General features: G+C 58.9%; 17 protein-coding genes. 8 read left to right on the forward strand and 9 right to left on the reverse strand.

Annotated features, from left to right (window positions below; all coding sequences use genetic code 11):
• Positions 1-130: 130 nt before the first annotated feature.
• The 3 genes from dnaK (at position 131) to radC (ending at position 4,192) form a co-directional block, all read left to right on the forward strand.
• Positions 131-2,050, forward strand: a complete 1,920-nt coding sequence (gene dnaK, locus D1820_RS12235) for a molecular chaperone DnaK (protein WP_096872927.1) — start codon at positions 131-133, stop codon at positions 2,048-2,050.
• 76 nt (positions 2,051-2,126) lie between these two features.
• Positions 2,127-3,290 (forward strand): molecular chaperone DnaJ, encoded by a 1,164-nt coding sequence (dnaJ, locus tag D1820_RS12240; protein WP_096872928.1) that lies wholly within the window; start codon positions 2,127-2,129, stop codon positions 3,288-3,290.
• 137 nt (positions 3,291-3,427) lie between these two features.
• Positions 3,428-4,192, forward strand: a complete 765-nt coding sequence (gene radC, locus D1820_RS12245; RefSeq protein WP_102898032.1) for a DNA repair protein RadC — start codon at positions 3,428-3,430, stop codon at positions 4,190-4,192.
• A gap of 4 nt (positions 4,193-4,196) precedes the next feature.
• On the opposite strand, the gene D1820_RS12250 is transcribed toward radC, so the two are convergent.
• The 3 genes from D1820_RS12250 to secA form a co-directional block, all read right to left on the reverse strand.
• Positions 4,197-5,753, reverse strand: a complete 1,557-nt coding sequence (locus D1820_RS12250) for a substrate-binding domain-containing protein (protein ID WP_118069264.1) — start codon at positions 5,751-5,753, stop codon at positions 4,197-4,199.
• A 24-nt stretch (positions 5,754-5,777) separates the two neighbouring features.
• Positions 5,778-6,707 carry a hypothetical protein gene (locus D1820_RS12255; RefSeq protein ID WP_118069265.1) on the reverse strand — a complete coding sequence of 310 codons (930 nt, stop codon included), beginning with the start codon at positions 6,705-6,707 and terminating at the stop codon, positions 5,778-5,780.
• A gap of 147 nt (positions 6,708-6,854) precedes the next feature.
• Positions 6,855-9,554 (reverse strand): preprotein translocase subunit SecA, encoded by a 2,700-nt coding sequence (secA, locus tag D1820_RS12260; RefSeq protein WP_118069266.1) that lies wholly within the window; start codon positions 9,552-9,554, stop codon positions 6,855-6,857.
• A 177-nt stretch (positions 9,555-9,731) separates the two neighbouring features.
• On the opposite strand from secA, the gene D1820_RS12265 reads away from it, so the two are divergent.
• The 4 genes from D1820_RS12265 to D1820_RS19260 all read left to right on the forward strand — a co-directional run bounded on the left by D1820_RS12265 (position 9,732) and on the right by D1820_RS19260 (position 12,506).
• Entirely contained in the window at positions 9,732-10,583 is an 852-nt protein-coding gene (locus D1820_RS12265; protein WP_118069267.1) for a peptidylprolyl isomerase, read from the forward strand.
• Positions 10,584-10,585: 2 nt separating this feature from the next.
• On the forward strand, positions 10,586-11,815 hold the full coding sequence (argJ, locus tag D1820_RS12270) for a bifunctional glutamate N-acetyltransferase/amino-acid acetyltransferase ArgJ (protein ID WP_118069268.1): 1,230 nt from the start codon (positions 10,586-10,588) through the stop codon (positions 11,813-11,815).
• Entirely contained in the window at positions 11,812-12,210 is a 399-nt protein-coding gene (mutT, locus tag D1820_RS12275) for an 8-oxo-dGTP diphosphatase MutT (RefSeq protein WP_096872935.1), read from the forward strand. The genes argJ and mutT overlap by 4 nt, the downstream gene beginning before the upstream one ends.
• Before the next feature lie 161 nt (positions 12,211-12,371).
• Positions 12,372-12,506: a hypothetical protein gene (locus D1820_RS19260; RefSeq protein ID WP_024098841.1), complete on the forward strand. Its 135-nt coding sequence runs from the start codon at positions 12,372-12,374 to the stop codon at positions 12,504-12,506.
• A 108-nt stretch (positions 12,507-12,614) separates the two neighbouring features.
• Here D1820_RS19260 and infB read toward each other — a convergent pair whose 3' ends face one another.
• The 6 genes from infB to pip all read right to left on the reverse strand — a co-directional run bounded on the left by infB (position 12,615) and on the right by pip (position 19,989).
• Positions 12,615-15,095, reverse strand: coding sequence for a translation initiation factor IF-2 (gene infB / locus D1820_RS12280; protein WP_096872936.1), 2,481 nt, complete (start codon positions 15,093-15,095; stop codon positions 12,615-12,617).
• Between the two features lie 8 nt (positions 15,096-15,103).
• Complete coding sequence (locus D1820_RS12285) at positions 15,104-15,724, reverse strand: RNA-binding protein (protein ID WP_014876348.1); 621 nt, start codon at positions 15,722-15,724, stop codon at positions 15,104-15,106.
• A gap of 26 nt (positions 15,725-15,750) precedes the next feature.
• Positions 15,751-17,376 carry a transcription termination factor NusA gene (nusA, locus tag D1820_RS12290; RefSeq protein ID WP_096790113.1) on the reverse strand — a complete coding sequence of 542 codons (1,626 nt, stop codon included), beginning with the start codon at positions 17,374-17,376 and terminating at the stop codon, positions 15,751-15,753.
• Positions 17,376-17,966, reverse strand: a complete 591-nt coding sequence (gene rimP / locus D1820_RS12295) for a ribosome maturation factor RimP (protein ID WP_040178951.1) — start codon at positions 17,964-17,966, stop codon at positions 17,376-17,378. Before rimP ends, nusA begins: the two co-directional genes overlap by 1 nt.
• Before the next feature lie 200 nt (positions 17,967-18,166).
• The gene (locus D1820_RS12300) at positions 18,167-19,012 is read right to left on the reverse strand and encodes an ABC transporter substrate-binding protein (RefSeq protein WP_118069269.1); all 846 of its coding nucleotides are present in this window, start codon (positions 19,010-19,012) and stop codon (positions 18,167-18,169) included.
• A complete protein-coding gene (gene pip, locus D1820_RS12305; RefSeq protein WP_040175187.1) occupies positions 19,009-19,989 on the reverse strand; it encodes a prolyl aminopeptidase in 981 nt (326 codons plus the stop codon). The genes D1820_RS12300 and pip overlap by 4 nt, the downstream gene beginning before the upstream one ends.
• 49 nt (positions 19,990-20,038) lie before the next feature.
• On the opposite strand from pip, the gene ubiG reads away from it, so the two are divergent.
• On the forward strand, positions 20,039-20,785 hold the full coding sequence (gene ubiG, locus D1820_RS12310) for a bifunctional 2-polyprenyl-6-hydroxyphenol methylase/3-demethylubiquinol 3-O-methyltransferase UbiG (protein ID WP_096872940.1): 747 nt from the start codon (positions 20,039-20,041) through the stop codon (positions 20,783-20,785).
• Positions 20,786-20,842 lie beyond the last annotated feature (57 nt).

The following is a 20,842-nucleotide window of genomic DNA, read 5'->3' on the forward strand; positions in this document are numbered from 1 at the left end:
GCATTTGCGCTCCCTATATACGCCGGGAAGCGGTGAGGTGCAGACCAAACCGCAACTGAATCGGGGCCGGAATGCCAAAATGGGTTCAGACCTCGGGTAATCGCCTTAGAAAGTAAAAAAGGGATCGAACATGAGCAAAGTTATCGGAATCGACCTCGGGACCACCAACTCCTGTGTGGCCATCATGGACGGCTCGCAGCCTCGCGTTATCGAAAACGCTGAGGGCGCCCGTACCACGCCGTCGATCGTAGCCTTCACCGACGATGAACGTCTGGTGGGCCAGCCGGCCAAACGTCAGGCCGTCACCAACCCGGACAACACCGTTTTTGGCGTCAAGCGCCTGATCGGTCGCCGGTTTGACGACAGCGATCTGGCCAAAGACAAGAAAAACCTGCCCTTCGCCGTGATCAACGGCGGCAACGGGGACGCCTGGGTCGAAGCCAAGGGTGAGAAATACTCCCCGTCGCAGATCTCCGCCTTCATCCTGGGCAAAATGAAAGAGACCGCCGAATCCTACCTCGGCGAAGAAGTAACCCAGGCCGTCATCACCGTGCCTGCCTACTTCAACGACGCTCAACGTCAGGCCACCAAGGACGCAGGCAAAATTGCCGGCCTTGAAGTGCTGCGCATCATCAACGAGCCGACAGCTGCCGCGCTGGCCTATGGTCTGGACAAAGAAGAAACCCAAACCATCGCGGTCTATGACCTTGGCGGCGGTACCTTCGACGTGACCATCCTGGAAATCGACGACGGCCTGTTCGAGGTGAAATCCACCAACGGTGACACCTTCCTCGGTGGTGAAGACTTTGACATGCGCATCGTCAACTATCTGGCGGAGCAGTTCAAGAAAGAGCACGGCGTCGATCTGACCAAGGACAAGATGGCCCTGCAGCGTCTGAAAGAAGCCGCTGAAAAAGCCAAGATTGAGCTGTCCTCCTCCAGCCAGACCGAAATCAACCAGCCGTTCATCTCGATGGATCCGTCCTCGGGCCAGCCGCTGCACATGGTCATGAAGCTGACCCGTGCGAAGCTGGAAAGCCTGGTTGGCGATCTGATCAAAGCCTCCATGAAGCCTTGCGCCGCTGCGCTGAAGGATGCGGGCCTCTCCGCATCTGACGTTGACGAGGTTGTTCTGGTTGGCGGTATGACCCGCATGCCAAAGGTCATCGAAGAGGTCACCAAATTCTTCGGTAAAGAGCCGCACAAGGGTGTGAACCCGGATGAGGTTGTTGCCATGGGTGCCGCCATTCAGGCCGGCGTTCTGCAGGGTGACGTGAAAGACGTGGTTCTGCTCGACGTGACGCCGCTGTCGCTGGGCATCGAAACCCTCGGCGGTGTGTTCACCCGTCTGATCGACCGCAACACCACCATCCCGACGAAGAAGAGCCAGGTGTTCTCTACCGCGGAAGACAACCAGAACGCCGTGACCATTCGTGTATTCCAGGGTGAGCGCGAGATGGCGGCTGACAACAAGATGCTCGGCCAGTTCAACCTTGAAGACATCCCGCCCGCACCGCGCGGCATGCCGCAGATCGAAGTCACCTTTGACATCGACGCCAACGGCATCGTTTCGGTCGGCGCAAAGGACAAGGCAACCGGCAAAGAGCAGAACATCACCATTCAGGCCTCCGGCGGTCTGTCCGATGACGATATCGAAAAGATGGTCAAGGATGCCGAGGACAATGCCGAGGCGGACAAGGAACGCCGCGAGCTGATCGAAGCCAAGAACCAGGCCGAAAGCCTGATCCACTCCACCGAGAAATCGATGGAAGAGCATGGCGACAAGGTGGATCCGACCACCATCGAAGCCATCGAACTGGCGATTGCCGCACTGAAGGACGATCTCGAGAATGAGAAGTCCACCGCCGAGAAGATCAAATCCGGCGTTCAGAACGTCACCGAAGCTGCGATGAAGCTGGGTGAGGCGATCTACAAGTCGAGCCAGGAAGAGGCTGCGGATGAACCTACCGCCGCAGACGATGCGGCAGGCCCCGGTGATGATGACATTGTCGATGCCGAATTCGAAGATCTGGACGACAACAAGCGTTAAGGTCTGATTTTGGCCAGAGCGGGCCGGTCCGAACTCCGGGCCGGCCCGCTTTCGTTGCGGCAAGAAGGGTATTCCGATGTCCAAACGAGATTACTATGACATTCTCGGGGTGTCCAAAGGGGCCACCGCCGATGAAATCAAGAAAGGCTTTCGCAAGAAGGCCAAAGAGTTGCACCCCGATCGGAACAAGGACAATCCCGAATCCGAGGGGCAGTTCAAAGAGGCCAATGAGGCCTACGATGTTCTGAAAGATCCAGAGAAGAAGGCCGCGTACGACCGCTACGGCCACGCAGCCTTTGAAAACGGCATGGGCGGCGGTCAGCGCGGTGGTCAGGGCGGCCAGGGCTTTGGCGGCGGTGACTTCTCCTCTGCTTTCTCTGATGTATTCGACGATCTGTTCGGCGACTTCATGGGTGGTCGTGGCGGCCAGGGTGGCGGACGGCAACGGGCCGCGCGCGGCTCCGACCTGCGCTACAACCTGCGCATCTCGCTCGAGGATGCCTTTGCAGGGATGCACAAAACCATCAACGTGCCGACTGCTGTGGCCTGTGGGTCCTGCGAGGGCACCGGCGCCGAGGGCGGCGTGGAGCCGACCACCTGCCCGACCTGCTCAGGTATGGGCAAAGTGCGCGCGCAACAGGGTTTCTTCACGGTGGAGCGCACCTGCCCCACCTGCTCCGGCCTTGGCCAGATCATCAAGAATCCCTGTAAATCCTGTCAGGGCCACGGTCGCGTCGAGAAAGATCGCTCCCTGTCGGTGAATATCCCGGCTGGCGTGGAAACCGGCACCCGCATCCGTCTTGCTGGCGAAGGTGAGGCCGGTATGCGTGGTGGCCCTCCCGGTGATCTCTACATCTTCGTAGAAGTGGCTGCGCATGATCTGTTTGAACGCGACGGCAACAATCTTTATTGCCGCGTCCCGGTATCCCTGGCCAAGGCCGCCCTTGGCGGAGCGATCGAAGTGCCCACCATCGACGGTGGTCGCGGGCGGGTTCAGATCCCCGAAGGCAGTCAATCCGGCCGCCAGATGCGCCTGCGCGGCAAAGGTATGCCTGCGCTGCGCGGTGGGGCAACCGGCGACATGTTCATCGAACTGGCGGTGGAAACCCCGGTGAACCTCACCTCCCGGCAAAAAGAGCTGCTGCGGGAATTCGAGGATCTCTCCGAGGACAACACCAACCCGGAATCGCGGAGTTTCTTCTCCTCAGTCAAAAGTTTCTGGGACGGGATGAAGGGCTAAGACCAGCTCGCTCACCCCATTAGACCAAGATAAAGCGCCCTCAAAAGGGGCGCTTTTTTTGATGGTTTTTTGGTACCGGACTGCTTTGGCCTGACGGATTAACCCTTTCGCAACCCTGATGGCGCGAGCATTGCGTCATGCCCAAGGAGCCCGCATTCGAGGACGTCTCTCTGCCGTTGTTTCCGGACAGCGCAGAACTCACTGCACCTTCCGCAAAACCACCATCGCCCCCCTCCTACATCAAGGATCATCGCGCCCGACTGCGAGACCGGTTCATGACGGGGGGTGCCGCCGCAATGCCGGACTACGAGTTGCTGGAACTTGTGCTGTTCCGCTCTATCCCGCGCCGGGATGTGAAACCGCTAGCGCGTCAGTTGCTTGACAGTTTTGGCGATTTCAACCGCGTGATCACAGCGCCCCCCGAACGGCTCTCCCAGATTGCAGGAGTTGGCGATGCGGTGATCACCGATCTCAAGGTGCTGGAGGCCGCCGCCCATCGCATGGCCCGTGCAAAGGTCCTGCAACGCCACATCCTGTCCTCCTGGGACGCATTGCTGGATTATTGCCATACGGTCATGGCCCACCGCGAAACCGAGCAATTCAGGGTGTTATATCTTGATCGTAAGAACACATTGATTGCGGATGAGGAACAGGCCAAAGGCACCGTCGACCATGTGCCGGTCTACCCACGCGAAATCGCAAAGCGTGCCTTGGAGATCAGCGCCAGTGCCCTGATATTGGTGCATAATCATCCATCAGGCGATCCGACACCATCGCCCAGCGACATTGAAATGACCGACCGGGTTGCCCGCGCCCTCGCCGCGTTGGATATCGTGCTGCATGACCATCTGATCATCGGCAAATCCAGCGAACTCAGCTTTCGGTCGGCGGGGTACCTATAGCTGGCTAACGCACCCAGACCTCAACCCGGCGATTTACCTGACGCCCCCATCGCTGATCCTCGCAGGCCATTGGCAGCGCTTCACCGAATGCTGCAATCTCAATTTCTGTGCGCTCCAAATTCGCGGTTTCCGCAGCTGCAATCACAGCGTCACGCACCGCCTCTGCACGTTTCATGGCGATGGCTCTATTCCCACTCGCCGGTCCATCCCCGTCTGAGAAGCCAACAAAAACCAGTTCCCGCGCATCATAGGCACCCGCCTCAAGCGAGCGCGCCAGTTGCGTGATATTGCTCCGCGATTGCGCATCCGGGCGGGTCGAGCCCGGCTCAAACCGAAAAGACGTGGTCAGACGCTGTAGGCCATCCAAACGAGAGACAAGCCGCTGAAGCTCCTTCAGCGGCACCTCCGAGCCCGCCGCGGTGATCGCATTGGCCAAGCGATCGCCCTGTACGTTCATGGAAATCCGCTCGGGCGCCTGATCGACGAAGCCGGCCCTGCGAATCACGATCTGCGCACCGGGACCACGCACATAGCTTAGGAAATCCCGCGCCAGTTTGGGCAACCGCCGGGACGGCAGGTAAAGAAACATGGGCGCGGTCAGCGGATAATCTTCGGTCTTGATCGAACGGCGGTTGGCGCGCAGCGAAAACCCGCAGGCACCTCGTAAGGTCAGGACCCGCGCAGTCGATGTCTCGGCAAAACTGGCCAGCCCAAGCGCAAAGGGATCCGTTGTAACCACGCGCACCAGAGTACTGCCACGATCATGGCGCCGCAGACGGGTCCCCAGTGCCGCTATGTTCGGCGTCTCCAACCGGTCCGAGATAGCCTGCGCCAGGCCAGAGCCTGCCACCGGCAGATGCAGTGAAATCGGCGCATTCGGCCCCCCCAGCTCCGACCAATTGCTGAGGTTGCCAGACAGCACCCCTGCCAGATCTGCGACCGAGATCGAGCGGACGGGATTGCCCGGCGCCACAACCGGCACCATCGCATCCAGCGCCAGAACACGGCTACGCTGCGCGCCGGTCATGTCGCCCATCCCCGCCTCACGGGCCCGCTCACGCTCGGCGCTGCGGATCTCACGCAAGGCCATGACAATGTCGGCCTCATTCGCGAGGAGGTCGGCAAATCCTTCGTCCGTGTTGCTGACAAAGAAGCTGAACCTCGCCGCAACCCGGCCAGTATCGCGCAGCAGGACATAGTCGAAATTATTGTCAGGCATCGGATCGCGCCGTGTCTGAAACCCGTTTCGCAGCGCAAACCCCTCGATCAGGGCCGGCAAAAGGACCTCTGCCATGGTCGACGATCCCGACAGGCTGATCTCTGCTACGAAATCTGACAGGCTGGGGCAGCCCGGCCCCTCGCAGCTCACCCCGGAGCCGTCGACTGTCAGCTCTCCAAATTTGGTATCCACGCGATAGAATTCGCCATCGAACCCCAGAATATTCCCGGTGATCTCAACAGCTCCATCCGGCGACGAAAGTGTCACGTCCTGCGCCTTCAGCGGCAGGATCCCGGTGACAAGAAAGAGTGCGGCGCATATTGCCGCACGAAACAAAGCCATGAGAAATCCTGAATAAACCGCGAGTTAATTTGCGGCGATTTTCAGGGTTTCCAGAAGATTATTCAACACAAGAAAGTCACCTGTGGCAGCACAATCCGGCATTGCCAGGGTCAGGTCACGGGTCCGCAATCTCCCATTGCGCAATTCCAGCGTCTGCGCCGAAACATCACGACCACAATTGATCGCTGTCACCTCGGCCTCCACGGTCAGATCAATCGCACCGCTTTGATCGCCGCCAAGACGTGGAACGCTATAGACCTCCGCCAAACGCGGGGCCAACTGCGTGGCGTCACCAAGCTGCACGACGCTTCCACGCCCAGCCGTCAGGTCGGCGCCATGCCAAACGTGACCGGCACTGCCATAGCCCGCACCAAATTCCCGCGCATGCAATTCAAACCCGCTGTTGCCCGCCCATTGCAGCACGACCCGGCTGACAAGATCCAGATCCGGAACCGATGTTGTCGCCACCGCACCACGACCGCTTTTGGGTTCAACGATAAACACCGCGGAAGACGACAGAGCTGGGATCTGCACCGTCAGCGCGCCCGTTGCATCCAGTCGGCTGGAGAACATCATGCCATTGTGATGAATGGTCAAACGCTCGCCCGGCCGACACAGCGACAACACCGTCAGCCGAACCTCAGCCATCGGACCGGGCACCGCCTCAGCGGTCATCTCGCAGGAGGTTTCGGGATCCTGACGCATGAGTTGCCGAGCGTCGCTGTCACCTGCCTCGGGTGTTGCTGCCGTCAGGCTGATGGCGTCAATCTGAAGCGGAGCATCCGTCGGCAGATCAGGCAGCGCTGTTTCCGCAATGGCTGTCGGATCGGGAGTAGGAATTACCATCGCTGCGGCCGTCCGCGACGGGCCAGCAGTATGCTGCATAACAAGACCAATCGCCAGTGCGCTACAGAGGGTCGCCGCGCTCATCAGGGCTGTGCGTTTGCTGATCATTACCGACTCCTTACCCAAAAAGGTTAAGGAACCGTGACGCAGAAAGGCGGCCAATTGATGGCCGCCCCTTGCAGAGAATCTGGCGAAACCGTGCAATTGTCACTGATTTCTCCGAATTTTGTCGCCAAATACTTCCGCCTCGAAACCTCAGCTGAGGCTGCCGTGACAGTGTTTGAACTTCTTGCCGGAGCCACAGGGGCATTTGTCGTTACGTGATGGATTGCCCCAAGTGGACGGATCGTCCTCGACAAAACCATCTGCTGGTGCCTCTTGCAGCGCTGCTGCTGCACTACCACCCGCCGCAGCCTTCTGCAGTTCGGCCTGTTGCGCGGCCATCTGCATCATCATCTGGCGCTGCTCGTCTTCGCTGATCGGGCGTACATGGGCCAGCTGCTGAGTGACAGTTTCCCGCAGCGTATCAAGCATATTCTCGAACAGCTGGAAGCTCTCGTTCTTATACTCATTGAGCGGATCGCGCTGCGCGTAGCCACGGAAACCCACGACGGAGCGCAGATGCTCCAGCGTCAGCAGATGCTCGCGCCATTTCGCATCAATTGTCTGCAGCAGAACCTGTTTTTCGATGTTGCGCATGGTTTCCGGGCCAAAGGCCTCAGTCTTCTCAACCATTTTTGCGTCACTGACTTCTACCAGACGTTCGCGAATTTGCTCGTCGTCGACACCTTCTTCAGCGGCCCATTCCACAACTGGAACATCCAGACCCAGCTTCTCGCGAACCTGCTCCTGCAGCCCTTCGCTGTCCCACTGATCCGCGTAGGTCTTGGCGGGCATGTGTACATCCAGCAGGTCGTCGATCACCTCGTGGCGCATGTCAGCGACAATTTCCGAGAGATCCTCAGCCGCCATGATTTCACGACGCTGGTTAAAGATCACCTTGCGCTGGTCGTTCATGACATCGTCGAATTTCAGCACGTTCTTGCGCATGTCGAAGTTGCGGCCTTCGACTTTCGCCTGCGCCCGCTCCAGAGATTTGTTCACCCACGGATGAATAATCGCTTCGCCTTCCTTCATGCCCAGGGTTGAGAGCAGTTTATCCAGCCGCTCAGACCCAAAGATCCGCATCAGGTCATCTTCAAGACTGAGGTAGAACACGGTGCGGCCCGGATCCCCCTGACGACCCGAACGGCCGCGCAGCTGGTTGTCGATACGGCGGCTTTCGTGACGCTCAGAGGCCATAACGAACAGGCCACCTGCCTGTTTGACAGCTTCCTCATCGGCGACATGCGCCTCTTCGATGCGCGCGCGAATGGCCTCGTGATCCCCATCAGGGGTGTCTGCAATCGCCTCAAGCACCTTAAACTCAACGTTGCCGCCAAGTTTGATGTCGGTGCCCCGGCCCGCCATGTTGGTGGCGATGGTCACGGCCCCCAGACGACCAGCGTCAGCAACGATCTGCGCCTCCTGCTCATGGTGGCGAGCATTCAACACGTTGTGTTTGATGCCCTCCTTCTGGAGAAGCTGGCTGAGCAGTTCAGATTTCTCAATCGAGGTGGTGCCCAGAAGAACCGGCTGCCCATTTTCATGGGCTTTCTTGGTCTCATTGATCATCGCCTGGTATTTTTCCATGGCGGTGCGATAGACCTGATCGTCCTCATCCTTGCGTGCAATCGGACGGTTGGTTGGCACTTCGACAACACCAAGCCCATAAATTTCGGCAAATTCTTCGGCTTCGGTCATTGCGGTACCGGTCATGCCCGACAGCTTGCCATAAAGGCGGAAGTAGTTCTGGAAGGTCACGGAGGCCAGCGTTGTGTTTTCTGGCTGAATCTTCACCTCTTCCTTGGCCTCAATGGCCTGATGCAGACCCTCGGAGAGACGGCGACCCGCCATCATCCGTCCGGTGAATTCATCAATCAGGACCACTTCACCATCACGTACGATATAGTCCTTATCGCGCTGGAACAGCTTGTGCGCGCGCAGGGCCTGGTTGACGTGATGCACGACTGTTGTGCTCTCAGGATCATAGAGCGACGCACCCTCTTCGAGCAAACCATGGGCGATCAGCTGCTGTTCGAGATATTCGTTGCCATCCTCGGTGAAGGTGACGCCACGGGTTTTCTCGTCCAGCTCGTAGTGATCATCGCTCAGCAGCGGGATTAGCTTGTCGATGGTGGAGTAGAGTTCGGAACGGTCTTCCGCCGGGCCGGAGATGATCAACGGCGTGCGGGCCTCGTCGATCAGGATGGAGTCGACCTCATCCACAATCGCAAAGTTATGATGCTTCTGGAACACCTGATCCAACGACGGCTTCATGTTATCGCGCAGATAATCAAAGCCCAGCTCGTTGTTGGTCGCATAGGTGACATCGCTTTGGTAGGCAGCCATTTTCTCGGCGTCCGGCTGACCCGACCAGATCACACCGGTGGTCATGCCCAGCTGTGCAAACACCTTGCCCATCCATTCGCTGTCGCGCTTGGCCAGGTATTCGTTGACGGTGACAACATGCACACCCTTGCCCGTCAGCGCATTGAGATAGGCCGGGAAGGTCGCAACAAGGGTCTTACCCTCGCCGGTCTTCATCTCGGAGATGTTGCCCTGATGCAGGAAGATGCCACCCATCAGCTGGGTGTCAAAGGCCCGCAGACCCAACGCCCGGCGCGCCGCTTCGCGTACATTGGCGAACGCCTCTGGCAGCAGGTCATCCAGGCTTTCCCCGTCCAGCGCGCGTTTGCGCAGCTCGGCGGTCTTGTCCTGCAAATCCTGATCGCTGAGTTTCTCGAACTCGGGCTCCAGCGCGTTGACCTTGGCAATCAGCGGCCGTGTCGCCTTGATTTTGCGGTCATTCGGCGTGCCGAAAACCTTTTTGGCGAGTGTTCCGATACCCAGCATGTGTTCTCCAACCGTCCTGTCATTGACCCCTGGCGTTGGCAGGCTTGCCCGCCCCGCTCGCAACCCATAAACAATGATGGAACAGCGGTCCTGCCAAAGGCCTCATGGCGATGTAAGGTCCCGCAAATACAGTGTCAACGCTACGCCCCGCCGTGGCCAGATAATAGGAAGAATTCAATGCGCAAAGGTCTCACTTATTTGTCAGGACTGGCCCTGGCAGCCGCTTTGACACTGCCCATGTCCGCAACTGCTGAACCCCATGCCAACACGGTGGTGGCTACGGTAAACGGTGAAGAGATCACAATCGGTCACATGATCATTGCCCGCGCGACATTGCCCCAGCAGTATCAGCAGTTGCCCGATGACGTTCTCTATGATGCGATCCTGGATCAGCTGATCCAGCAGACCAGTCTGAAGCAGGAGCTGAATGGCGAGGTGCCGAAATACGTGGCCCTGTCGCTTGAGAACGAGGCGCGGTCCCTGCTGGCGGCGGATGTCATTGAAAAGGTCATGGAAAACGCAACCTCGGACGAAGATCTGCGCTCGGCCTATGATGAGAAATATACCGACGGCACAGGCGGCGATGAATTCAACGCCTCGCATATTCTGGTCGAGACCGAGGAAGATGCCGCCGAAATTCGCGCGGAACTGGATGCCGGCGCAGACTTCGCCACACTGGCGCGCGAACGCTCCACTGGCCCGTCCGGTCCCAACGGCGGTGAGCTGGGCTGGTTCGGCAAGGGCCGCATGGTCCCGGAATTTGAGGAAGCGGTTCTGGTGATGGGGGCGGGCGATGTCTCCGCTCCGGTTCAGACCCAATTTGGCTGGCACGTGATCAAGCTCAACGATCGGCGTACTTCCGCAGCGCCAACCTTTGATGAGGTTCGCGAAGAACTGGCGACGCAGATGCGTCAGGACGCGGTAGAAGAGCGCGTGCTCTCTCTAACCACAGCCGCCACCATTGAACGCCCGGAAATCGAAGATCTGGATCCCTCAATCCTGAAAAACCTCGATCTGGTAAGGAACTGACAATGGCATTGCCCCGTTCTCCGCTTGCACCGGATCACTTTCCCACGCTTCCGCAAATCGCTGGGGTTCGATTTGCTTCCGCTGCGGCTGGTGTAAAATACAAAGATCGCACAGATGTGATGCTCGCCGTGATGGATCCGGGCAGCGCTGTAGCAGGCGTGTTCACCCGGTCCGCGACCCGCTCTGCCCCGGTTCTGGACTGCCAGGCAAAACTGGCCTCAAACGACAATGACACCGCGCATGGCGCCGCCATTCTGGTTAACTCAGGCAATTCAAATGCCTTTACCGGGCACTATGGCCAGACATCCGTTGCTGAGATTACCCGCACGGTTGCAGATATCACGGGTATTCCGGCAGCACGGGTATTCACCGCCTCCACAGGCGTCATTGGTGAGCCGCTGCCCCATGATCGGATCGTGTCGCAGATCGCGTCCCTGAACGACGGGTTGGACGGGTCAGCGATTGAAGGCGCTGCCGAAGCCATCATGACAACAGACACCTTCGCCAAAGGGGCCGGCGCCACGGTTGAGGTCGACGGTAAAACAGTCTCTATCGCGGGGATTGCCAAAGGCTCCGGCATGATTGCGCCAGATATGGCCACCATGCTTGTCTACATTTTCACTGATGCAAAGATCGCACAGGAAGACCTGCAAGCCCTCCTGTCGCAGATCTGCGATCGCACGTTCAACTGCATCACTGTGGACAGCGATACCTCGACCTCTGACAGTTTGATGCTCTGTGCCTCTGGCGCCGCTGGCGTTGATGTAACCGGCAATGCAGATTTCGCCCTCGCGCTGGAAGGCGTGATGCTGGACTTGTCGCATCAGGTGGTTCGTGATGGTGAAGGCGCGACCAAATTTATCGAAATCCAAGTCACAGGCGCGATGAATGATCACGACGCCAAGGTCCACGGCCTCTCGATTGCCAACTCACCTTTGGTGAAGACCGCCATCGCGGGAGAGGATCCCAACTGGGGCCGTGTGGTGATGGCCATCGGTAAATCCGGGGCTGCTGCTGACCGGGACAAGCTGTCGATCTCCTTCGGAGAGGTGCTGGTCGCCGAAAAAGGCTGGGTTTCGCCCGACTACAAAGAGGCCGACGGCGCCGCCGAGATGGCAAAGACAGAGATTGTCATCAAGGTTGATCTGGGATTGGCAGAAGGGAAGAGTACCGTCTGGACCTGCGACCTGACCCATCAGTACATTTCCATCAACGCGGATTACCGGTCATGAAGATGGTTCTTGTATCCGCTGTCGCCCTGATTGATGTGGAAGGTCGCGTGCTGCTTGCGCAACGCCCGGAAGGAAAATCCATGGCAGGCCTATGGGAATTTCCAGGCGGCAAGGTGGAAGCGGGCGAAACCCCAGAGGCTGCATTGATCCGTGAACTGGAAGAAGAACTTGGCATCAACACCTGGGAATCCTGCCTGGCGCCGCTGACGTTTGCCAGCCACAGCTATGATGATTTTCATCTGCTGATGCCCCTGTTTGCCTGCCGCAAATGGGAAGGCATCCCACAAGCCAAAGAAGGGCAAACCCTGAAGTGGGTGCGCGCGCAGAACCTGCGGGACTACCCAATGCCAGCCGCCGACATTCCACTGATCCCGATTCTGCGCGACTGGCTGTAGCCCGGAATTCCCCTGTTTCATGTCGCGATCGCGTGGCTCCGCCAGCTTCTGTGGCGGGGCTTCGATCCCCGCGTCAATCAATCGTTAATGTTTTTCGTCAACCCTGAGAGCCAAGCGGAAGTAACTTACTGAAGTCTTGGCGACCAAAGGTGGCAGCGATCATGATCCGAACGATTAAACAGGGCGCGTTCATTTTTATACAGGGCACGTTTGTCCGAAGCCTGCCCAATGGAAAGATCTCAGTCCGCGTCGGCAATAAAACCTACGAAGGTGAACCCGTCAGCCGCGCGGCCTGACGGCACCAACACAGCCCCTCCTTGGCGGGTTTGTCCTCCCCCAAACCTGCCACAAAAAACCCCGACCAGATTGGCCGGGGTTTTTTATTTTAATCGTCGAACTGCCGATCAGTCGAGCGTGCGGGTCACTTCCTCGCGCTCGAAGATCTCGATCACATCGCCCTTGCGGACATCATCGTAGTTTTCAAACGCCATGCCGCATTCCTGACCCGACTGAACCTCGGCCACTTCGTCCTTGAAGCGCTTGAGGGTCTTCAGCGTGCCTTCGTGGATCACGACGTTGTCGCGCAGCAGACGGACCCCGGCGGAGCGGCGTGCCACACCTTCGGTAACCAGACAGCCCGCAACCTTGCCCACGTTGGACACTTTGAAAACGTCCTTGATCTCGGCGTAGCCAATGAAGTTCTCGCGGATTTCTGCGGACAGCAGACCCGAGGCAGCAGCTTTCACGTCGTCCACAAGGTCATAGATGACCGAGTAATAACGGATCTCCACACCCTTCTGGTTGGCGGAGTTCCGCGCCGATGTGTTGGCACGGACGTTGAAGCCCATGACCGGCGCGCCGGAGGCCTCGGCTAGACCGATATCGGTCTCGGTAATCGCACCAACACCCGAGTGCAGCACGCGCACGCGTACCTCGTTGTTGCCGATTTTCTCCATCGCCTGAACGATTGCTTCGGCGGAGCCTTGCACGTCAGCCTTGACCAGAATGGGCAGCTCGGAGACGTTCTCGTCTTCCTTGGCCTTCTGCATCAGCTGTTCCAGCGTGGTCGCAGCACCCGCAGCAGCGCGTTTGTCTTTCGCCGCCTGCTCACGATATTCGGCGATCTCACGGGCCTGCGCCTCAGTGTCGGTCACGTTCAGAACATCGCCCGCTTCGGGTGTCCCGTTGAGGCCAAGAACCTCAACCGGCACCGAGGGACCAGCTTCCTTCACGCGCTCACCCTTGTCGTTGATCAGCGCACGGACCTTACCGTACTGCTCACCCACAACGAAGATATCGCCCTGACGCAGCGTCCCGTTCTGAACCAGAACGGTGGCAACGGGGCCGCGGCCCACATCCAGCTGCGCCTCGATCACGGCACCTTGGGCGGCACGATCAGGGTTGGCTTTCAGTTCCAGAATTTCCGCCTGCAGCGCAATCGCTTCCAGCAGCTCGTCAAGACCCTGGCCGGTAACGGCAGAGACTTCGACATCCTGAACCTCACCAGACATGGCTTCCACGATCACTTCGTGCTGAAGCAGATCAGTACGGACCTTGTTCGGGTCAGCTGCCGGTTTGTCGATCTTGTTGATCGCGACGATCATCGGTACCTGCGCCGCCTTGGCGTGGTTGATCGCTTCAATCGTCTGAGGCATCACGGCATCGTCCGCAGCAACAACCAGGACCACGATATCCGTGACCTGCGCCCCACGCGACCGCATGGAGGTAAAGGCCGCGTGACCCGGTGTATCGAGGAAGCTCAGCACGGCGCCACCTTCGGTTTTCACCTGATAGGCACCAATGTGCTGGGTGATGCCACCGGCCTCACCAGCAACAACCCGCGCATCACGGATTGCGTCCAGCAGCGAGGTTTTGCCGTGGTCAACGTGACCCATGATGGTGATCACAGGCGGACGCGACTGCAGATCTTCGTCTTTGTCGTCGACCTCTTTGATGACGTCTTCGACATCCGAATCGGAAACGCGCACAACTTTGTGGCCGAATTCTTCGATGATCAGCTCAGCGGTATCCGCGTCAATGGTCTGGTTCTGCGTGACCATCATGCCCATGTTCATCAGCGATTTGACGACTTCGCCGACGCGTTCCGCCATCCGGTTGGCCAGCTCAGAGACAACAATCGCCTCAGGCAGCTGAACGTCACGGATAACCTTCTCACGTTCAACCGAACCCATCGCCTTCTGACGCGCACGCTCCTGCTTACGCTTCATCGACGCCATGGAACGCTGACGACCACCTTCGCCACCGGTGGCCTGACCAAGTGTCAGCTTCCCGGAACGGCGACCGCCACCATCATTGCGACCCTTGGCGTTGCGGTTCTGCCGGTCGTCGCGATCGCGGTCACCCTTACGGGGTTGCGAGGACGGGCCGGGAGCCGGGCGTGCCGAGGCTGGTTCAGATTTTTTCTTTTCAGCGTCAGAGGCTGCGCGTTTTGCAGCGGCTTCGGCTTCGACGCGCTTGCGCTCTTCGTCTTCGGCCTTCTGACGTGCACGCTCTTCAGCTTCACGCTGTTCACGTTCCTTGGCTTCCTGCTCAGCCCGGCGGCGCTCACGCTCTTCAGCGCGGGCCTTCTCCTCAGCTTCGCGCTGTGCCGCTTCTTCCACTTCGCGGGCCTTGGCGGCCTGCAACGCCTTCAGGCGGCGCGCCATCTCTGCATCGCTGATGCCAGCCGGACGCCGCGATGCGTCGCCGGAGGGCGTCGCACCGGAGCCCCCTTTTGCCGCGGTCGGCTTGGGGACCACAACGCGTTTGCGCTTGGTTTCCACCACGACATTCTTGGTCCGACCGTGGCTGAAGCTCTGTTTCACATTCCCGGGCCGGGACCCACCACGAAGACCCAACGTCTTTTTGCCGTCACTATCGCTCATAAAGCTCTTTATCCTTCCGTGCGGCCCTTGCCGCCCACCGTTTCGCGCAAACCTTGTAGTCGTTGCGCTTCCTCTACAACACGTTTGCCGAGTCCACCAGAGGCCAGCGCCGCATGTATCACAGTTTGGCGCCCAAAGGCCATGCCCAGCTCATCCGCAGTGAGGCATCCGATGAATTTCCCACGGTGCGGCGTGCTTAATTTTGATTTGCCCCGTCCCGATCCATCCGAAGCCTGAATCAAGACACGAGCATGTTCCTTAGCCAGCCAGTCCTTGACCTTCTCATAGCCAGAGACCGCATCGCCCGACTTGCGCGCCAGGCTGATCAGTTCGATCAGGCGCCGCAGCACCTGACCTTTGATTTCATCTTCCAGCCCATCAGGCACCGTCACCGGCGCCTTGAAGCCGCGCGCAAAGAGTTTCTTCTTTATCGCGGTGCGAAGCGCCGCCTCGGTTGAGGTCACATAGACCCCGCGCCCGGGCAACTTCCCCATCACGTCAGGGACGACCTGACCTTCAGGACCAACAACAAAGCGGATCAGCCCTTCCTTGGGCTGAATCTCGCCTGTCGCCAGACATTTTCGCTCCGGTCCGTCGGACCGGTCTTTGTCACTGCCACCGCGTGCCATTGCTACCCTCGCTGCGAGGCCTGATATCAGGCTTCGCCTTCTTCTGCTTCGCCGTCTTCGATGTCGGCGTCTTCTTCAGCGTCTGCTTCCAGTTCGGTGGGATCCACCCAACCCAGCAGAACGCGGGCAGTCATGACAAGCGTCTGGGCGTCTTCCAGAGACACATCGAAGGGTTCAAGAATACCATCGTCCTTGACGCGCTCACCTTTGTTGGTGGTCCAGCCGCCGGCCAGTTCCCAATCCGCGCAGGTAGCAAAATCTTCCAGCGTCTTGATGCCATCCTTGGCCAACGCTTCAACCATTTGGGGCGTCAGACCGTCAAAGTCAATCAGGCTGTCCTCAGCACCCAAGGCACGGGCCGCGTCAATTGCTGCTTTTGCCTGCGCTTCCAGATAGTCCGCAGCACGGGCCTGCAGCTCTTGGGCGGTGCCTTCGTCAACACCGTCGATGACCAGCAGTTCGTCGAGCTCGACATAGGCAACCTCTTCGAGGTTGGTGAAACCTTCGGAGACCAGCAACTGGGCGAAGAACTCGTCCAGATCCAGGGTTTCCATAAACAGCTTGGTGCGCGCCTCGAATTCCTTCTGGCGGCGGGCCGATTCCTCTTCCTCGGTCATGATGTCGATGTCCAGCGCAGTCAGCTGGGATGCCAGACGCACGTTCTGACCACGACGGCCGATGGCCAGCGACAGCTGCTCTTCGGGCACGACAACTTCGATCTTGCCAGCTTCTTCATCCAGAACAACCTTCGACACTTCAGCAGGTTGCAGCGCATTCACAAGGAAGGTCGGCTGATCTTCGTTCCACGGGATGATGTCGATCTTTTCACCCTGCAGCTCGTTGACCACGGCCTGCACCCGCGAACCGCGCATACCGACACAGGCGCCGACCGGATCAATGGACCCGTCATAGCTGATCACAGCGATCTTCGCGCGCGAACCGGGGTCGCGGGCCACGGCCTTGATCTCGATGACACCATCATAGATTTCCGGCACTTCCATCTTGAAAAGCTCAGCCATGAATTCCGGCGCGGTCCGCGACAGGAAGATCTGCGGGCCACGGGGTTCACGGCGTACGTCCTTGATGAAGCAACGGATACGGTCGTTCGGGCGGTAGCTCTCGCGGCCGATTTTCTCGTTGCGGCGCAGGATGGCTTCGCCAGCGCCCACATCGACGATAACATTGCCGTATTCTTCGCGCTTCACCAGACCATTGATGATGGTGCCTGCCCGATCCTTGAACTCTTCGTACTGACGATCACGCTCAGCTTCGCGCACCTTCTGCAGGATCACCTGCTTGGCGGATTGGGCGGCAATACGGCCCATTTCGACCGGAGGCACTTCCTCGACAAAAACATCGCCAACCGACGGATCGGCCATATACTGTTTGGCCTGCTCAACGGTCATTTCCGCCTGGTAGTTTTCCAACGCGTCATCTTCGACCACGGTGCGCACACGGGTGAAGGTCGCACGACCAGTCTTGCGGTCAATGGACACACGGATATCCATTTCGCTGCCGTAGCGGCTCTTGGCGGCCCGGGCCAGGCTTTCTTCCATCGCATCGACAACCAAACCGGGGTCGATCATCTTTTCGCGCGCCACGGCTTCTGCGGTCTGCAGAAGCTCCAACTGGTTTGCTGATGTGATAGCCATTACTTTTTCTCCTCTTCGGACCCATCGGCCTCGATTTCGTCGAATGCGTCTTCGTTCAGGGTGCCCGCAGCTTTGCGCTGGCGCAGCATTTCTTTGATCAGATCGTCGGTCAGAACCAATTTGGCGTCGCTCAACCAGTCGAACTTCAAACCGATGGTGATGGTCTCGCCGTGCTCCTGGATGTTGATCAGAACCTCGTCCTCCTCAACACCGGCCAGCTCGCCCTTGAAACGGCGGCGGCCATCGATAAGCTCGCTGGTTTCAATCTTGGCTTCATAGCCTTCGAACATCTCGAAGTCCTTGAGGCGGGTCAGAGGGCGATCAATGCCGGGGCTGGACACCTCCAGTGCGTAGCTGTCGAGGATCGGATCCTCAACATCCAGCGTCGCACTAACCGCATTGGAGATCTCGGCACAGCCATCAACCTCAATGCCGCCGTCCGGCTTATCCGCCATGATTTGCAGCGTGGTGGTCTTGCCAGACATCAGCCGAATACGCACCAGCTCAAAACCGAGATCTTCGATCACCGGAGTGATGATCTCGGCAAGCCGACGGTCGATGGCTGCCTTGGCTATCAGGTCATTGGTCATACGAATTCCAGATCTGTGATTCGGGCACAAAAAAACGGGCGCGCGGCCCGTTGAATTTTCCGGTGGAGCTGAGGGGTAAACCCGACGCGCCGCTGTTACGACAGGCATATACGCCGTATCAGGTCAAACTGCAAGGGGCAGTTCCCAGTCGCCTGTCAGGCGCCAGGCGGCGCGCAAGCCAGACATCGCAATTTCACAGATCAGACGCGCCACCAGCGCTCAGCGATACGGCCATCATCCAACGCTGAGCGGGCGCCGATCCTGCGGGGAAGGCCGACATCCCGGCGCGCCGCCAAGGCCATATCGCTCGCCGACGGATGGTACTGAAAACTGCCGCGCGACAACACCCCATCGGGCGCAGGTAAGGCCGCAACATCAACGTACCCCTCGCGCAGGGCCTCTGCCCGAACCTCCGCATCCGGAATCACAATCAGCTCGACCGTGTCGACCCAACCTGCCTGACCGGATTTGTAGTGATCCATCACCCGCGTCGCCCGAAAATCGCGCCCGGCGCGCGCGCGTTCCACCCGGTAGCATCCGGTGCCATCTGCGGCAGAGAGATCGCATGAAACCTCTCCCCCCGCAGCGATGGAAAAGCGACCATCCGCCAACAGATAAGGCAGATGCGGGTTCGAGGCGCCCAGCGCAATCTGAATACTGTCCTTGGCAAGCACCTCAACCTGCGCCACATGACCAGCCTCAACAACGCTGTTGCGCAGGCTGGCGGCCACATCCTGGGCTTGCAGCTGCGCCCCGCTATGAAATGCCACATCGGACCGGATATCAAATCGCCAGATCCGCGCATCTGGGCTGCTGCTCCAACGGGTGGCCAGCTCAGGGCGCAATGACCCATCCGGGCCAATTTCCGTCAACGTATCAAAGACAGCACCACGAGCCACATGATCCATCAGATCACCATCCCGCGGCACAGCCAATCGCAGGATTCCGCCCGGCTGCGGGGCATCCGCAAGCGCCGCACCGGTGGCAGCCAGCAACGCAGCAGCTGCACCCGATGTGAACAGCGCACGTCTGTCGATCCGTGTCATGGCTCCTGCTCCTCGGCAATCTGGTCCATCGCGCGCACCAGTTCCGCGCTGATTCCCGGTTCCGACAGAGCATGGCCGGCATTGCGTACCATCTTCAACTCTGCATTTGGCCACAGCTCCTTCAATCGCCAGGCTGAGGTCGGCGGGCAGATCATATCATACCGCCCCTGCACGATGATGCCCGGAATATGCGATATGCGGCTCATATTGGCGAAGATCTGACCGTCGTAATCCAGAAAGCCGCCATTGATGAAGTAGTGATTCTCCAACCGGGCAAAGGCGCGGGCGTAGTCGCCGGGGCTTTCCCCTGAGACACCGTTGGAATGGATAGAGGCCAGAGCATTCTCCCACGCGGACCAAGCCCGCCCGAACCGGATCTCCTCTGCCATATCGCCCGAAAACAACCGCCGATTATAGGCCGCGATCAGGTCGCTGCGCTCATCGTCCGGGATCAGCGAGACAAATCGCGACCAGGTTTCCGGCCAGAACCGACCGGCGCCGCCTCCGTAGAACCAGTCCAGCTCCGACTTGGTCATCAGGAAAACGCCGCGCAGGATCAGCTGGCGCACTCTCTCTGGATGGGTCTGGGCATAGATCAGCGACAGCGTCGCCCCCCAGCTGCCACCGAACACCATCCATTGCGACACTCCGATCAGGCGTCGAATGATCTCCATATCCGCAACCAGATGCCAGGTGGTATTGTCCTCGCAGGAGGCATGTGGCCGCGACCGCCCGCACCCCCGCTGATCGAACAGGATAATCCTGTAACGCTCCGGATCAAAATACCGTCGCATCGCCGGGCTGGATCCGCCACCCGGCCCCCCGTGACAGACCACCACAGGGATACCATCCGGATTGCCGCTTTGCTCCATATATATATGGTGCCCCTGCCCAACATCGATCATACGCTGGTCGAAGGGTTCGATGGGCGGGTACAAATACTGCACTGCGCGCTTTTGATACGGGTATTTGTCCATTACTGACCTAACTTAGTCCTGACTGATAAAAGAACACACGGAGACAGGAATGCAAGCGCCTCAATCCACGGTAGATCCGTCCGAGATCGCAAAATTCGAAGCCATGGCTGCTGAATGGTGGGATCCGACCGGAAAATTCAAGCCTCTGCATATGCTGAACCCCTGTCGCCTTGATTACATCACGCAGCAGATCGCAGCAGAATTCGACCGTGACCTGTCGTCAGATGCGCCATTTTCAGGTCTGCGTCTGCTTGATATCGGGTGTGGCGGTGGTCTTTTGAGCGAACCCATGGCGCGCTTGGGCGCGGAGGTCGTCGGTGCGGATGCCGCAGCGGGCAATATCCCGGTGGCGCAGGTCCACGCGCAGCAATCCGGGCTGGATATCGACTATCGCCATACCACAGCTGAGGCACTGGCCGAGGCGGGCGAACAATTCGATGTGGTTCTCAACATGGAAGTGGTCGAACATGTGGCCGATCCGCTCAGCTATCTGACCGCCACGCGGCAATTGCTGAAACCCGGCGGATTGCAGATTTGCTCAACCATCAACCGCAATCCCAAGAGCTATGCCATGGCCATCTTTGGTGCAGAAGTGGTGATGCGCTGGCTGCCGCGCGGCACCCATGAATGGTCGAAGTTTATCACCCCAGATGAGCTATTCGACCTGCTGGCAAAGGCTGGACTGACGCCGGTCGATCGCAAGGGATTTGTCTTCAACCCGGTATTTTGGACATGGTCCCTTTCGGACCGAGATCTCAGCGTCAATTACGTCACTGCAAGCACAAAACCACACTGATACGCACCAAAAACCAGCTGCTCCTATACTTAAGGATAGGTGATCATCCTTCTGCGC

Source organism: Phaeobacter sp. LSS9, assembly GCF_003443595.1.
In the GTDB taxonomy this organism is placed as follows: Bacteria; Pseudomonadota; Alphaproteobacteria; order Rhodobacterales; family Rhodobacteraceae; genus Phaeobacter; species Phaeobacter piscinae.

Excerpts from the sequence above, each read along its gene's own strand:
- dnaK (WP_096872927.1), top strand. The coding sequence starts at position 131 with ATGAGCAAAGTTATCGGAATCGACCTCGGGACCACCAACTCCTGTGTG.
- dnaJ (WP_096872928.1), top strand. The coding sequence starts at position 2,127 with ATGTCCAAACGAGATTACTATGACATTCTCGGGGTGTCCAAAGGGGCC.
- radC (WP_102898032.1), top strand. The coding sequence starts at position 3,428 with ATGCCCAAGGAGCCCGCATTCGAGGACGTCTCTCTGCCGTTGTTTCCG.
- D1820_RS12250 (WP_118069264.1), bottom strand. The coding sequence starts at position 5,753 with ATGGCTTTGTTTCGTGCGGCAATATGCGCCGCACTCTTTCTTGTCACC.
- D1820_RS12255 (WP_118069265.1), bottom strand. The coding sequence starts at position 6,707 with ATGATCAGCAAACGCACAGCCCTGATGAGCGCGGCGACCCTCTGTAGC.
- secA (WP_118069266.1), bottom strand. The coding sequence starts at position 9,554 with ATGCTGGGTATCGGAACACTCGCCAAAAAGGTTTTCGGCACGCCGAAT.
- D1820_RS12265 (WP_118069267.1), top strand. The coding sequence starts at position 9,732 with ATGCGCAAAGGTCTCACTTATTTGTCAGGACTGGCCCTGGCAGCCGCT.
- argJ (WP_118069268.1), top strand. The coding sequence starts at position 10,586 with ATGGCATTGCCCCGTTCTCCGCTTGCACCGGATCACTTTCCCACGCTT.
- mutT (WP_096872935.1), top strand. The coding sequence starts at position 11,812 with ATGAAGATGGTTCTTGTATCCGCTGTCGCCCTGATTGATGTGGAAGGT.
- D1820_RS19260 (WP_024098841.1), top strand. The coding sequence starts at position 12,372 with ATGATCCGAACGATTAAACAGGGCGCGTTCATTTTTATACAGGGCACG.
- infB (WP_096872936.1), bottom strand. The coding sequence starts at position 15,095 with ATGAGCGATAGTGACGGCAAAAAGACGTTGGGTCTTCGTGGTGGGTCC.
- D1820_RS12285 (WP_014876348.1), bottom strand. The coding sequence starts at position 15,724 with ATGGCACGCGGTGGCAGTGACAAAGACCGGTCCGACGGACCGGAGCGA.
- nusA (WP_096790113.1), bottom strand. The coding sequence starts at position 17,376 with ATGGCTATCACATCAGCAAACCAGTTGGAGCTTCTGCAGACCGCAGAA.
- rimP (WP_040178951.1), bottom strand. The coding sequence starts at position 17,966 with ATGACCAATGACCTGATAGCCAAGGCAGCCATCGACCGTCGGCTTGCC.
- D1820_RS12300 (WP_118069269.1), bottom strand. The coding sequence starts at position 19,012 with ATGACACGGATCGACAGACGTGCGCTGTTCACATCGGGTGCAGCTGCT.
- pip (WP_040175187.1), bottom strand. The coding sequence starts at position 19,989 with ATGGACAAATACCCGTATCAAAAGCGCGCAGTGCAGTATTTGTACCCG.
- ubiG (WP_096872940.1), top strand. The coding sequence starts at position 20,039 with ATGCAAGCGCCTCAATCCACGGTAGATCCGTCCGAGATCGCAAAATTC.